The sequence below is a fragment of the Bacillus pseudomycoides DSM 12442 genome, from assembly GCF_000161455.1.
Lineage (GTDB): Bacteria > Bacillota > Bacilli > Bacillales > Bacillaceae_G > Bacillus_A > Bacillus_A pseudomycoides.
Genome location: NZ_CM000745.1, coordinates 5,384,048 through 5,397,873, shown reverse-complemented (window position 1 = coordinate 5,397,873; position 13,826 = coordinate 5,384,048). Strand labels below are relative to the sequence as shown.

Below are 13,826 nucleotides of genomic sequence, written 5' to 3'. Positions count from 1 at the left end.
GTAACCGGCTTTTTCAGCTCTGTATGATAGACTGGTTCTTCATAGGGTAAATATAATTTCGAAGTAAAAAAACCGAAAAAACCAACAAACATAAACCCAGCAATCAATCCATATATCCATGATTTTTTACGTCTTAAATTCACACCATTATTTACAACTTCCATTTACTCCACACCTCACTTTTTAAGATGCAATGATCTGAACTGCTAGTTCTTCTACATTGGTTACTTGCCAACTCTCTTGATTTTTTTGCACCGTTACTTTCATAACATTCTTTGTTTTATCCGTTGTCCCATTTGCACCAATCGTCACTGTATTTTGAAATTCTGAAATCACTTCTACCTGAGTAGCACCAACCCTATAAGCTTGTAAGTATAACTTCATATCAGATGGCTTAGATACGTATGTGTCCTCCATTTCAAATGTATCCGTTGGATAAAAGAGCTGAAACACTTCATCCTTCATTAATTTTTTTGCTTGTTCTCTACGCCCTTCATACCCCTGTTTTTCTCGATGAAAGGATAACTGAATAAACTTCTCTACTGCCGAAAGATACGATTGTCGTTCTTGTTCTTGTTCCGAAGGAAGAGTTTCTTTCACCTTCTTTTTGAGTTCTTCATTTTCAGTTTGTAACACCTGGTTACGAACTTTTAATTGCTTTACATCACCCGTTTCATCGTTACGAGAATACAAAAAGATATTCAAAAAAGTAACGCCTGCAATGACAATTGCAAGCGTTACAAACCAGATTTTTCTGTTATCTTTATTTTTTCCTCCTGTCATCTTTCTCCCTCCTATTCTTCAAATGAGTTGAGCTGTTTTATTGCACCCCAAAAAGAATAAATCGCCTGCAAAGCTTCTTCTTCCGAAGGATAATTATACAAAAATACGTACCTCCTCCCTTCATAACGAGACAGTATTTCTTTTGATTGTGAAGACTCATCTTCACTCAACTCTCTATGCAAAAGAAAGTTCTCACCAACGTCTTGAATCATATAATTTGCTGGTTTAATTTTATAATTTTGAAATTCTTCTATTGGTGGTGTTATCACTTTTTGAAATAATGCTTTGTCACATAACTCTATTTTATTTATCATAAAAATCTCTCCCCTTATTAATTTCTTAATATTTTCAGTAACGTCTCACATGTCCTTTAAATACTTTAGTCCAGTATGGAGTCGATAAATTTTCGATTGAGACACCTTTATTCGTTTGACAACCAATGAAAGTATTTTGATCAATGACAATGCCAACATGACCGTCATGTTTATACGTATCAAAGAAAATAACATCACCAGCTTTCATTTCCATTGGTGAAATTTGTGTACCAATCTTATTTAAAGTTTCTGTACTTACAGCTCCCATTGGACTCACATTCATCCCAACCTGTTCAAATGCCCAACGTACAAAACTACTACAATCAAAAATCCCTCTTGCAATGTCATTTGTGTTGCGTCCACCACCAAATACATACGTAGAACGTCCAATCCATTGACGCCCTACATCGGCAACTTGTGAACCAGAAGAACCGCCCCCCGCGCTTCCTCCACCACCATTTACTGGTACGCCAGGTATATAATATTTCAACACGGCATCAACATAAAGCGCGTCGCCATAACATGCCCCATAGGGTATCATCTCTGGTCTTACACAACGATATATACCCGTATGTTTTACTTTCTGATATGTTTCTGCGGAGAATTGAATCGCTAATTCTTTTGTATATTTACCTCCATGAGCAGAAATAAAGTCAAAAAATCCTGTCCCGAATAGTGATAGGTAAGGATTTGAAGTTATCTTCACCTTTTCCCCCACTTCACACCGTACGTGAGAGTTTCCCCTCATACGGCGTTCCATCTGATTCAATTGACCTAACTTTTATATTAAAGAGAAGATAGGTGCTCGATTCGCAAGTATTCTTAGCTTATCGAACCTTTTCTTCTTTTCTTCTTCTATTTCATAGTTGGCTAAGATGGATTTTGCCTTCTCTGAATCATCATGATGAATTGCGACATGTATATCTTCTAGCACAATTATCAGGTTTTCATAGTCGTCTTTCCCGCCAAATTCCAACGGAATTTTATGGTGGCAGTGCCAACCAATTAGACCCAATTCCTTTTTAGTAATTGCACATCTTCCATACTGTGCTACAAATTTTGAAATACGATTGTCGTTATATTCTACGGTTCGATGATTCATATAAAATCGTTGCACATGTCTAAGTGTTTCTTTATCTATAGCTTTCAAGGTATCGTGAATTTCCGCCCTACCTTCTTCGGTATAATTTGAAATAGATTGGGTAAAATTCCTTGCTGATTTATGCTTTTGTGCGTGAATCGGGATTAGTACAATATCTTGAATTTTATAGAGTTTCGGATTATAGTTGCGATACCTTTTTCTCAAAGTAGATGACATATCGTGCTTAGTGGCTCTTTTCCAATCTCGCCTCAGTCGGTTATAGAGTGTTCTTATGAGATGGCAACTCATTTGGTCTAAATCTTTATTAATATGGGTTGCAGCCGCATAATAATTTTGTATGCCCATCACAACTGTGTTGTAATGCCATACTGCCTCTGGCGTCTGCTTTTTACTTATTTTCTTGATGACTTCCTTCAATTTTCCGTAGGCATTTTCTCTGGCTTTTTGACACATCCTGCTATGAGCAACATGCCGATTTCTCTTTTTCCGTGCCTTAATAGTGAATCCCAAGAAGTCACTAGATTTCTTCTGTAAGTTAACAATTTGGGATTTCTCAGTGCTAATTTCAAGCTGTAGCCGCGTTTTGAGAAAATCTTTTGTCGCTTCAAACATCTTAAGAGCCGTTGGGTAGTTACGACATAATATTTTGAAATCATCTGCATATCTAATGAGAAAGCATTCCTTCAAATTACTTTTCTTTAATGCTCTATACTTATCTTTTCTCGCCACATATGGATGTTTAGTCTCTATGGTCTCCCATTGGTCACTAATCCACCAATCTAACTCGTTTAAAACTACGTTAGAAAGAAGAGGACTTAAAATGCCTCCTTGCGGAGTCCCCTTATTCGGGAAACCTTCATTAATGATCTCTGCTTTTAACAAACTTGAAATGATAGAAAGTAATTTTTTATCTCTTATACCCATGTTCCATAGCTGTTTCATGAGCTTTCCGTGATTTACATTGTCAAAGAATCCTTTGATATCTATGTCCACGCAGTAGTGAAAACCTCTTCCTTGACTGTTCACCAAAGATTTCACTCTTGCTAATGCATGATGTGTACTTCGGTTTGAACGGAACCCATAACTATGAGCATGAAACTTTGCTTCACATATAGGTTCAAGGATTTGTAAGATACACTGTTGAAACAGTCTATCCCATATTGTTGGTATTCCAAGAGGTCTCTTTTTACCATTAGGTTTCGGTATAAAAACTCGCTTAACCGCTTGTGGTTTGTACCAAGAGAACATTGATTTAACCTGTTCTATCACTTCATCTGTTAAAAGCAATTTTATGTCGTTGATGGTCATCCCATCGACTCCAGCTGTTACACTCCCCATATTTCTTTTAATGTTTCGATATGCCAATTTGATATTTTCATCCATCGTCATAAGCTCTATTAGCTTATAAAAGTTGTCTCCATTTCGACTTTGCTGATATAAACCGTCCATAATGGACTGCATATCATAGTATTCAGCGTGTCTAAGCTTCGCAGTTTTCTTTATAAGTCGGTGCTCCTTTCAGAGTTAACCTTTTTTAGTCTCACAAGAACCTTATAATTCGACTGATTTGCTTCATAAAATGGTTGGTCAATCTTCTTCAGACTAATGGCCATCCCTTCATGATGTTTCCATCATTTCATAGGTACTGTGCCATCACTCTCACCACCATAAATAAAGGTTATATGTGCGCTAATCTCATGAACATTTTCCCCTTAAACACTTCACCAAAGATAAGTTCTCCATGTTGGTGGCTTTCCACGTTCCACTACTTCTATCTGTTCATGACACTTTTAGGGCTCTCCTTTAAGCCTGTTGACTGGATGCCGCCTGTAACGACATATGGGTTTTCATAACAACTATTCTTACTTACCCACACCAACGCCACGCCCGTGGCACACACATTTCTATGTGTCAAGCGTTCTAGACCCGTACATTCGGAGATTCGTCAGATTCTGCCTACCGATGGTTTTTGTGAATCCATTCTACCCATGAGTGCTTTGTAGACTCCCGGCCTATAGGCTACATCATCCACCTCTGGACAACTTTCGTAGTACTTCCATACTTTACGGTAGCTCTCGGCCGACTTTACCGAGCTTCACACACTTACAGTTCTTATCCACTGCATCATGCATGTCGGAGTATCAGAGGAAGCCCTTCCAGGCGTTACCCTTTCATTTGACTTCTCGAAATAGTAGTTCTCCTGATTTCATATCAGTGCTTAACCTTTTCAGTTAAGAACGTGTCACACAATTGTACGCCTGAAGTGCTGTTTTAATATGATCCATATCACCTGGTCCCGTTACTCCCGCTCGCTCAATCGCATGCTTAAATTCCTGAACACCAGCCCAGATGGAGTAATCAGGATCCGTAATACAATTTGGTGCTTTACAATACTTTGTGTTATAAGCTCCTTCAGAAGATTGCATGGGATCCAGCCCACGTCCGCCACTCTCTTGCATCATTTGAGCTAACATTAAGGGAACAAACCCTTCTACGCCAAATTCCTGTGCATACTTCCGAATTGTAGGTTCCCATTTCAATACTTCAGCCGAAACATTCGCTACCCCCATACCACCTTGTGGGTATGTAATATTGCCTTGTTTTTTATTCCCCTCCATTCCGCCGATCAGTGCCATTGTAGCTCCTATAAGAATAGTTCCAAGGAGAAAGAGTAGACTAAGAGCGATCACAATCAGCCACTTCTTTGGAATAATCTTCAGTACAAGATGCATGAATTATGCCCCTCCTCCAAACAACGCTAACTCTTCTTCTGTTACATCGACTTTAAATAAAATGTTCTTCACAGCACTGATGCATAAGAGAACATCTCCTGTTGGTAAAAACGGTATTTCATTCAGTTCACTTGTACTGATTTGACCCGCAAACACCCTCCGTAACATATCTAGATTGTTGCTGTCTTGTTGCATAATGAATTTGTACTGTGTTAATTCAAAGAGCTTCTTAATCTCTTCTACCGCTGTTAAATTTGAATCTTCTGGTACAAAGTCACGGATAGAGTGACTTGCAAATACAATCCCTGCAAAATACTTCCGTGCTTCCCGGCTAAACTTAGTTGTAAACTGCACTGCATGTTGGCTTCGTTCACTTGTATTGATCAGATGATGTGCTTCATCCATAATGATGAGATAACGAATGACATCATCAAATTGAATTTCCTTTCTATCAAATGCTTTCCACTGTGGCTTTCCGTTTTCCAGCATTTCATCCCACATTAAATTCATAACATTGAAGATTTGCGCCTGATAAATTTCTGGTTTTAAGCTCATGAGATGACGCAATGAAAAAAAGACGATTTGCTCTTTTGAGAAATCGTCTATCGTTGAAACACCATTAAATAAGTGCCCAAAGTTATCTACTAAATTTGCTAAATTTAATTCAATTAACTCTAATCGTTTTTTACGAGTACTGCTGACATTAGAACGGTGTTTTCCAGTTTCTAGATTTTCATATAGTTCTAAACGCACAAGATGCAAATAATCAGAGAAAATAGGATACTCTTTCGCTGACAAGCTGGTAATATTATTCTGCACACCTAGTTCATCACTCCATAATTCCTTTTTCACATACAGTTTACGAAGTAAATTTTCATACTCTTTAATTTCATCATCTTTTGCCTCAGGTGCAATAAAACGATAGAAAATACTCATTTTAGATAAGTGTTGCGTAAAAGAACTTTCTTCTGTTTCTGCCGTTTTATACACTTGAAGTGGATTGATTTGCCCTTGTGATCCATCTAATGCAATTTGTTTCCCGTTATACTCCTGGACAATCCCCTCAAATTCACCTGTAAAATCAAAGCCCCTAATCTTATATCCTTTCATCGCATTATCACTCATGATTTTTTTCAGTAAAGTAGATTTACCCGCACCCATCTTTCCAATTACAACGCCGTTATAACTCTTTCGTTGTTTATCTTTATGGAACAAATCAAAAATGACACTCCCCTTTGTTTTGGTAGTGCCATAGTAAATCCCATATGGATCATTTAGAAATGTAAAATGAAATGGAAACCCTCCCGCTAAAGAAAGAGCTGGTATTTCTTTCCCATTTCGTTTATTAATATATTTCTTTTGCATCTCGAAGCTTGATGTAAGGGATGCCCATTCATATTCTTGTTCATTTAAAAAGATAGCACCTCTAAAGTTGTAAGACTCAAGTGTTTCCATGACCTCTTTTGCTTGTTTTTCTAACTCTGTCATCGTTCGTGCTGAAATATAAATACGTAAATGTACCCGCTTCAGCACCTCTCCTTTTGATACTTGTTGATATAACGTTTCTAACTCACTAAACTGTTGTTCCGCTTCAATTCGCTCAATATTATCTTTAGCGTTCGCATGTCGAACGCTTTGTTCTGCCATTGATTTATTAATCGATTCAATTACGACTTTTCGGCTGTCACTGATAATATCCATTGTTGTAATAACATTCGGCATATTCATAATAGGCTCTTGCCAAAAGTCATTTACCGTTGTCTGATACCCGTATACATGAATGCAAGTTTGTAATCCATCTCCACCTTGAACATATACTTCTTTAAATTGAATGCCCCCTTGCGGTTGAATCTGGGCAACGAATTCCTTATTGATTAGTTTCTTTTCTTTTTTCTCTTCTTTCTTTTGCTTTCTCTTTAAAAAATTAAGTACAGACACATTCATCACCTCTTCTTATTTTTTTGTACCAATTTTTGAATTTTGATTATGCAATTTATATAAAATTTCTATCTTCTTTTCCTCTTCCATCTCTAACAATGGGATGCATCGTTGCAAGTACCGTTTTGACGATTCCACCCGTTCTTTTACTACAAATTCATTCTCACCATACACGAATAAAAAGTACTCACGATTGGTACGTCCCCACTCTAAATACTGTAGTTCTTTCAACTTTTGTACAAGGAAACGTTCATATAACGGATTCTGGCACGTTTCAATTTTCTTCAGTAGAAAACGTTGTTGCGGTTCCGTAGAAACTGGAAAGTTCATCGATACAATTTTGATAGACTCTTGGTATGATTGATAATAGTGTGCAAGGTGATAAATCGCATATTCTGCTTCTTCCTCGTTCATGGAATAAATATCTGTCCCCTGAATCTGTAAGATATCCACAAAACCTTGTTCTTCTCGAAATTCAAAAACACCCGATTCCGTCATATCAATAATCGGAATTACCTCAGCAATACTTTTTTTGATATGAGGTGGTTTCTCTTTCTTTTTGGCTTTTTTTGCTTTCTTCTCTTTTTTCGTCTTCCCTTTGCTTCCCGAATCCTCGTCAATCTTCGCTGTTTTTTTCACAACATCTTTTTTCTTTTTTCCAAGATGTTGCATTAAGTTTTTCTTCTTTTTCTTTACCGGCATTTCTTCTTCTTTCAAAGGAGCAACCGTTGATTGTGCTTCTTTCTTTTCCTGAAATCCTTTTATTTTTACGACTCCCCCTGGCTTTTTTTCTTGTTTTGGCAACTCCGGGGACGTCTTGGCTTCACTCTTCTTTTCTACTCCTCTATTCATTTCTTTTTCATTGAATAAGGCCATTCCATTTCCTCCTTTAGTCTTGTTCCTGGTCGATTGCACAATACGTAGAACGTTTTCTAGCTAACATAATAAACAGCACCTCAAACATCCGTTTTTGTGGGTTTGTATTGGGACGAACAATTAAAAGGACACCTACAATCAACATAAATATATAATAGGGAATTTGAAACATCGGATGAACCAAAGGCTTAGTTGTCATGGTGAAAACCACAAGCCCTATAATGAACAAGAGATCAAAAAGGTATAACACTTTGTTGATTTTCAATTCCGTTCGTATTTCTTTTGGAATACGATAGTTTGCCATTTGTATTTCCTCCTTTTCAAGCGAAAAAAATAAGCATTCCATGTATGCTTACTGTGTTTTTACCTATGCATCTTTTCTACGATTTTTGGGTGGATTTTGATTTGTATTTTGCCCTTCATTCTTATTTTGGCGTTTGTTTCGTAAGCCCTCTCCTGTATTTTGTCCAAGCTGATAAGAACGTTTTGTCTTTTGTACTGTTGGAGAATTATGAAATGCGTTAGAGAGACGATCCTTTGCATATTGACCAATGGTACGGTTTTCCCTTTGTGGTGCTGGAATATCCTCTGTAGAAGTTGGTGCCGTATCTACCGGACGAGATGAACCAGAAGAACTTTCATCACTTGAAGATGTTCCGCTACCACTTGATTGAGACCCACCTGTTGTACTTGATGGTGCTCCTCCACCACTTGATTGAGATCCACCAGTTGTACTTGATGGTGCTCCTCCACCACTTGATTGAGATCCACCTGATGTACTTGATGGTGTTCCGCTACCACTTGATTGAGATCCGCCTGTTGTACTTGATGGTGCTCCTCCACCACTTGATTGAGATCCACCAGTTGTACTTGATGGTGCTCCACTACCTCCTGGTTTACTTCCCCCTGATGCACTTGTTGGTGTTCCACTACCTCCTGGTTTACTTCCCCCTGATGCACTTGTTGGTGTTCCACTACCTCCAGATTGCGTTCCGCCGGATACATTCGCTGAAGAACCCTGCCCTTCATTTTTAGCCTCTTTATCAAAACCAGACGATTTCATTTCATCTTGTATAGATGAATGACCGGTTCCATTTGCCCCGCCATTGGCATCGCCTTGCTTTTCTTTCCCTTCTTTTCCATTCTCTTTACCTTGTTGTTCTTTCCCTTCTTTTTTATTCTCTTTACCTTGTTGTTCTTTTCCTTGCTTTTGCTCCTTTTGTTCACCACCATTTGTTTTCCCTGCATTTTTATATCCATTTGCGATTCCTGCGGCACCAGCACCTGCTTGTAATGCGCCCTTACCTGTACTTTTTAACATGTTACCAGCTTTGGACGCTATATTGCCGGTTGCTTTACTGATTCCCTTTCCAAGTGCGTATCCACCTGCAACGACTCCCCAGCCATTTTTAAGCCCTGCATCAATGCCAAAAAGACGTTCACAAATAACGGGACCATCTACAACCGCAAGGCTTAAACAAATTAATGCCACTACATAAGCAATCCCATTTACATTTTCATGAATATAGTTCATACCGATGAGATAGAGCTTTAATGAAAGGAAAATCATAATCATGATAAGAAACGCATTTAAAATATTCATCAGAATATGCTTAGTTTTTTGTCCATTTGCCACATCTGCCGGTGCAACTAAGTTTGCTAGAATGTAGCTGAAAGCTAGTTCAAAGCACAATTTTCCAAGTTTGATTGCTGTAAACAATAGTGTCATCCCAATTACAAATAAAGAAGAAGCGATTTTCCAAAACTCCCAGTCCCAGCGGTAATATTTATCTGGCCAAAAATCAAACCAACCATTTTTTAAATCTATCAGTACTTCTTTTCCATCTGGTGCAACACTCATTTTCTTTTCTAAGATTTTTTGTCCATCATCAGTTAATTCTTTATCCTTACTAATTTTAAATTCTTTGTCAATTTTTTCTAAAATGTCGATTCTTCTAATATTTTCTTGTGGAATTTGATTTGGTTCCTTTAACTTGGTTGTCTTCCATTCCCCTATGTCAAACTGCGCAACATCTGTAAGACCATCCTTTATAATCTTTTCGCTTGTAGTTCCACTGCCCTTGAGATCCACTGCCTTAATTGCCTTATCTGTAAATTTATCTGCTTGCATCATTGCCGTACTTAGTAGCACAATTACACCCATACTGATAAAAATATTCACCGCAATCTGTTCACGATTTGTTTTGCGATTGAATATTAAAGTATATCCAATATAAATGAGCGAAAACGCAAATAACACATAAAAGAGAGGCTGAAAATCTCGCACATAAGATTGTACTTCTTCTGATGCAAATAACGTTTTGACTAACAAAATTTTATCTGTAATTCCTTCTAATGCATCCACCAGATACGATAACCCTAAAATAATCATCCAACCAATCGAACGGAGAATATAGTTCGTAAATCCACCAATTTCTAAGTACTCACCAAATGTTTTTAGTATTTCTAAGACTTTCTCATCATTCATAGTTTCACCCACTTTCTCTTAGGATTCAAATACTTCTTGTATCGTTATATCAAGATACTCATCCACTTCGTCTACTCGTATCACAATCGGTGCCTCACCGGTTCCACCTGGCTGTAACACCACAACGCCATTTCTAAGTCCAATCATCACTTCTCTCCCCGCCATTACTTGATTTCCGTAAACTTGTAAAATTTGTTGTAAGGAATTGGTTACTTGCATCATGCTTCCTCCTTTACGCCTTCTTTTTCTAGTAAACTATCCATAATTTCACCGTATTTCCCATTAATCAAACGATACGTATTCTTATCAATTTGTCCTGTCGTCACTAATATTTTCAAATCGTCAATAAAGCTTTCCATTGTACTTGCCTGAATATCCGCTAATGGTCTATTCCATTGCTTCATACATTTCTTTTCAATCACACTCCAAATGGAACGATGTGTTTCAAAGAATTCTTCTGCTGTTTTTTGTTCCCAATTTTCTAAGGTAAGTGGTTCAAAAACACTAGATGATTCTACTATCACAACTGGTTCTGATGAATATGCTTCTTCTGGAATCTCAATCTCTTCATCAATATCCGCAAATTGTGGTTCCTCATACTCTTCTTCTGAAGGCGTCGGCACAGGCTCTGGTTCAGATCCTGGTGCAATTTGTTGTGGCTCTTCTGATTGCCCAGTTGGCGCCTCTTCTTGTTTTGGGAAGAAATCAATTATGAGATCCCTTGGATTCACATATTCATGTAAAGAACGAATGTCGATATCTAAAATGGATTGATCCGTATCAAAGTCATCTCCCAGGTACTCCCAACGGTATTTCATGACCGTTTTTCCTCGGTTCAGAATAGGAAACGGCTCTATCTTTTCAAACTTATTATCCCGACGCTTCATAAAGCGTATTACTGCACTTTCTCCTTCTTGGAACCTCATTAACTCTGTTGGCGTTAATAATGGTTTCGTATCAATCCCTTCTGTCTTACTCTTATCAATTGATAGTCCTTTCCCACTTCGAGATAATGAATTGATTGTTTGATTCCCTAATTTTTCGGATATTTCTTTTGCGGTTTCTTTATTACCCGATTGAATATAAATTTGATTCCCGCAATTGTCTTGAATCGTGGTACTTGCATCTCCATATTTCATTTTCAACTGCGGAAGAGCTTGCACAATGAGGTTAAATCGGATGTTTCGTCCTAAACATACCGTTACAATATTCCCCATATCATCAATCGCAGGCATATTACCAAATTCATCCAGTAAATACACTACTTCTCTATGACACTTCCCACCACGAGCTAAACCAGCATACTTGGAGAGCACAAAATATAACTGTCTAATAAAGATTGAGGCAATGACATGATTACTAGAATCATAGTCTGGAACGATCATAAAGACCGCAATTGGTTTTTCAAAAATGACAATGTTATCAATTTGTAATCCATCTTGTTTCTCGACAACTTTGAATGTTGTTTCACCTGTATCCTTGTTGATTGTTTGGATCTCTACAATCATTTTCTTCTTCGTTTTACTCTCCATCACATGAATACGCTGACCTTTTTTTACATTTTGCTGGAAATCCAGTTCAAAACGCCCTGCTGTATCTGTTTTGATACTTTCTTTCGATCCATCTGGGAAGATAATTTGTACACGAACCCTTGGTGTTCCTTTTCCTTGCAAACTTTTCCCAAAACCTATTCGTTTTAAGTCGATACTGTTACGAGACGTCATTTTTGCAATTCCTTCAAATGTAAAAATAGATAATTTACTCATTGCCGTACTAAAAATGCCACCTCGTGTAGTTTCACCTTTCGCAAAATTTGAAGTTGCATATTGCATTTTTGCTACACTATCGGCTGGAAGCATTTCAAAGTATATATCTAATGCATTTTTGGTATTTCCTTTTGCATCAATCACAATTTCTTTCGAACCAAGCTCCGATAACATATTAGCAACCGTGTACATGCAAATTTTATCTTCTGTTTTTTCTGTAATACATTTATCTATAACCGCTAAGATTAATGCATTACATAAGCTCATCGCACTGTTATTCCAGAAAGGATCCTTTACATTTGGATTGTAATAAAGTGAAAAGGATAATGTATTACAAAGTGTCTGAGCTGTTGCTGTATCACCTTGTTTATAGGCATCTTTGATAAGTTGAAGCAAGTTGTAGCTCATCGACTCTAACGGGTTAATTAAATTTAAAACTTCAATATGAAACCCCCGTTTTTCCAGCGTTTTTTTCGATGCCGCTAGCAATTCACCCTTCGGGTCATTGACGATTAAAGATGGCTGTATTTTGGCACGGGAATAAGCATCAATTGTTGGAAATACATAGGTTTCCCCTTTACCAGACCTCGTTGTCCCGATGATTAAATTACTAACAGCCCCATCATCTATAAGTAGCCTTCCTGCCTTGGCACTATCTTTTAAGTTTTTAATTTCTTGCCACTTTTCCATCCCTTTTGCTTCCATCACTTTTTTTGCTTGTCGTAAAATAGATTTCACCGAAATTTCATCATACCTAGAAATGACCACACCACCTTTTCCCTCATATCGTTCGGTCTTTTCAGGAATCGCTCGATATTGTCGTTTCACTTCATCAAGTGTTGCAAAACGAGAAGAATCTTTTTGATTCTGATTTAAATCCTTAAAACTCGAACGAACCTTGTAGGCGAATTGTATGGTACAAAGGCTCGCAATTAGAAATAATACGAGATAGAGTAACAACGGATGTTGAAAGGTATACAGATCCTCTATTCCGATATGAAAAGGCTTTGGATGTAATAGATCGGAAAATGTTGTCTTGACTAACTCTACAATGATGTTTCCTAGAAAATTTACGATAAGGAAGATTCCACCAAATAAAAAAGCACTCATTGAGATGAGTACTTTCCATTCAGCTAGTTTGTATTTGAATGACGGTTTTGGACTTATACTGTTCATGTTCCCCTCCTATTTTAGAAAATAAAAGAGCTGGTTGAGCATTCAACCAGCTTACAATCTTTTTCAAGCAAAATCCTAATTTGTACTTAAAAAGTATTCATTGATTAAGCATGATGAATTGAGGAAATTCGATATCAATTTCTATTGGTGGTAATGTTTGAAAACTTGCTATTACTTTTGTATTAGCTTCTTTCATTTGTTGTATAAATGATAAAAACTCCTTTACTTCTTCAGCAAATAAGTAAAATGTTTCATCAATTATTACAAAGTCATGTTGTTTAGCTAAATCGATTATTTCTTTGCTCAATTCCACTTTCGGACAGGTTCGATTGCACAGGTTTATAACATTTAACTTATCTCCTTCAAACGATTCTTTAAGATCTTCATACTCACCAATAAAGTCTAAAACCATTACGTTATCCAACTTGGTAGCAAGTTCTTTTAAAATTGTTGTTTTACCTGTACCAATACGACCAACAATCTTTAAATTTTCATTTATGTTCACTATATCATTTGTTTGGAACATGTTATATCCCCCTTTTATTTCATTCCTTAACTCATGCAACTGTGTTTGGCTTCTTCGGATCCGTTGGCGGTTCTACCGGTGGTTTTGGCTTATCTGGTTTCGTTGGCGGCTCCACTGGTGGCTTT

At 37.3% G+C, this 13,826-nt stretch carries 10 protein-coding genes and 2 pseudogenes; all 12 read right to left on the bottom strand.

Features of this window, described 5'->3' with window-relative positions; translation table 11 throughout:
* Nucleotides 1–183: 183 nt before the first annotated feature.
* The 12 genes and pseudogenes from BPMYX0001_RS27340 to BPMYX0001_RS27285 all read right to left on the bottom strand — a co-directional run bounded on the left by BPMYX0001_RS27340 (nt 184) and on the right by BPMYX0001_RS27285 (nt 13,701).
* Nucleotides 184–783, bottom strand: coding sequence for a hypothetical protein (locus BPMYX0001_RS27340; RefSeq protein WP_006097420.1), 600 nt, complete (start codon nt 781–783; stop codon nt 184–186).
* 11 nt (nt 784–794) lie between these two features.
* Nucleotides 795–1,097: a hypothetical protein gene (locus tag BPMYX0001_RS27335; protein WP_006097419.1), complete on the bottom strand. Its 303-nt coding sequence runs from the start codon at nt 1,095–1,097 to the stop codon at nt 795–797.
* A 34-nt stretch (nt 1,098–1,131) separates the two neighbouring features.
* Nucleotides 1,132–1,770: pseudogene (locus tag BPMYX0001_RS27330) on the bottom strand (C40 family peptidase); the annotation flags it as partial.
* 108 nt (nt 1,771–1,878) lie between these two features.
* Complete coding sequence (gene ltrA, locus BPMYX0001_RS27325; RefSeq protein ID WP_006097417.1) at nt 1,879–3,660, bottom strand: group II intron reverse transcriptase/maturase; 1,782 nt, start codon at nt 3,658–3,660, stop codon at nt 1,879–1,881.
* A 788-nt stretch (nt 3,661–4,448) separates the two neighbouring features.
* Nucleotides 4,449–4,931 (bottom strand): annotated as a pseudogene (locus tag BPMYX0001_RS27320) (lysozyme family protein); the annotation flags it as partial.
* 3 nt (nt 4,932–4,934) lie between these two features.
* Nucleotides 4,935–6,875: a VirB4 family type IV secretion system protein gene (locus BPMYX0001_RS27315; protein WP_006097415.1), complete on the bottom strand. Its 1,941-nt coding sequence runs from the start codon at nt 6,873–6,875 to the stop codon at nt 4,935–4,937.
* 9 nt (nt 6,876–6,884) lie between these two features.
* Nucleotides 6,885–7,745, bottom strand: a complete 861-nt coding sequence (locus BPMYX0001_RS27310) for a hypothetical protein (RefSeq protein ID WP_003204197.1) — start codon at nt 7,743–7,745, stop codon at nt 6,885–6,887.
* Between the two features lie 13 nt (nt 7,746–7,758).
* Nucleotides 7,759–8,049, bottom strand: a complete 291-nt coding sequence (locus BPMYX0001_RS27305) for a DUF5592 family protein (RefSeq protein WP_033798162.1) — start codon at nt 8,047–8,049, stop codon at nt 7,759–7,761.
* A 63-nt stretch (nt 8,050–8,112) separates the two neighbouring features.
* Complete coding sequence (locus BPMYX0001_RS27300) at nt 8,113–10,233, bottom strand: pLS20_p028 family conjugation system transmembrane protein (RefSeq protein WP_033799476.1); 2,121 nt, start codon at nt 10,231–10,233, stop codon at nt 8,113–8,115.
* Between the two features lie 18 nt (nt 10,234–10,251).
* Complete coding sequence (locus BPMYX0001_RS27295; RefSeq protein ID WP_006097413.1) at nt 10,252–10,452, bottom strand: hypothetical protein; 201 nt, start codon at nt 10,450–10,452, stop codon at nt 10,252–10,254.
* Nucleotides 10,452–13,175 (bottom strand): VirD4-like conjugal transfer protein, CD1115 family, encoded by a 2,724-nt coding sequence (locus BPMYX0001_RS27290; protein ID WP_244268564.1) that lies wholly within the window; start codon nt 13,173–13,175, stop codon nt 10,452–10,454. The genes BPMYX0001_RS27295 and BPMYX0001_RS27290 overlap by 1 nt, the downstream gene beginning before the upstream one ends.
* Before the next feature lie 97 nt (nt 13,176–13,272).
* Nucleotides 13,273–13,701, bottom strand: coding sequence for an AAA family ATPase (locus tag BPMYX0001_RS27285; RefSeq protein WP_033799474.1), 429 nt, complete (start codon nt 13,699–13,701; stop codon nt 13,273–13,275).
* Nucleotides 13,702–13,826: the final 125 nt, after the last annotated feature.

What these genes read in the sequence shown, in the direction of transcription:
- BPMYX0001_RS27305 (WP_033798162.1), bottom strand. Translation starts at nt 8,049, where the DNA reads ATGGCAAACTATCGTATTCCAAAAGAAATACGAACGGAATTGAAAATC.
- BPMYX0001_RS27335 (WP_006097419.1), bottom strand. Translation starts at nt 1,097, where the DNA reads ATGATAAATAAAATAGAGTTATGTGACAAAGCATTATTTCAAAAAGTG.
- BPMYX0001_RS27285 (WP_033799474.1), bottom strand. Translation starts at nt 13,701, where the DNA reads ATGTTCCAAACAAATGATATAGTGAACATAAATGAAAATTTAAAGATT.
- ltrA (WP_006097417.1), bottom strand. Translation starts at nt 3,660, where the DNA reads ATGCAGTCCATTATGGACGGTTTATATCAGCAAAGTCGAAATGGAGAC.
- BPMYX0001_RS27300 (WP_033799476.1), bottom strand. Translation starts at nt 10,233, where the DNA reads ATGAATGATGAGAAAGTCTTAGAAATACTAAAAACATTTGGTGAGTAC.
- BPMYX0001_RS27310 (WP_003204197.1), bottom strand. Translation starts at nt 7,745, where the DNA reads ATGGCCTTATTCAATGAAAAAGAAATGAATAGAGGAGTAGAAAAGAAG.
- BPMYX0001_RS27315 (WP_006097415.1), bottom strand. Translation starts at nt 6,875, where the DNA reads ATGAATGTGTCTGTACTTAATTTTTTAAAGAGAAAGCAAAAGAAAGAA.
- BPMYX0001_RS27290 (WP_244268564.1), bottom strand. Translation starts at nt 13,175, where the DNA reads ATGAACAGTATAAGTCCAAAACCGTCATTCAAATACAAACTAGCTGAA.
- BPMYX0001_RS27295 (WP_006097413.1), bottom strand. Translation starts at nt 10,452, where the DNA reads ATGCAAGTAACCAATTCCTTACAACAAATTTTACAAGTTTACGGAAAT.
- BPMYX0001_RS27340 (WP_006097420.1), bottom strand. Translation starts at nt 783, where the DNA reads ATGACAGGAGGAAAAAATAAAGATAACAGAAAAATCTGGTTTGTAACG.